At 52.9% G+C, this 255-nt stretch carries 1 protein-coding gene; it reads right to left on the bottom strand.

The annotated features are described in order from the left end of the window. Nucleotides 1–255 (bottom strand): hypothetical protein (locus NE665_RS24525; RefSeq protein ID WP_256302783.1); only part of this gene is annotated, 255 nt, incomplete at both ends.

Consider the following 255-nt stretch of genomic DNA (forward strand, 5'->3'; position numbering starts at 1 on the left):
CATTCTCTTTCTTGGAGGTGGTCTCTTTATCCTTATCTCCCGGTGTCTTGTCCTTCTCCGGAGCTATCGGGTCTTCCTTCTTCGGTGTATCCGTATCCTTGGGGTCTTCCTTCGACGGATCGTCCACTACCGGCACATCGATATCGATGTCACTGTCCACATTGCCGTACAGTGCGCCGTACATCTCTCCCTCCATCTCCTGGGAATAGGGGAGATCCGTCACGATGCTCCCGTTCTCATCATGCTCATTCGCAT

It is taken from the genome of Clostridium sp. DFI.1.208 (assembly GCF_024463855.1).
Taxonomy (GTDB): Bacteria; Bacillota_I; Bacilli_A; order Erysipelotrichales; family Erysipelotrichaceae; genus Clostridium_AQ.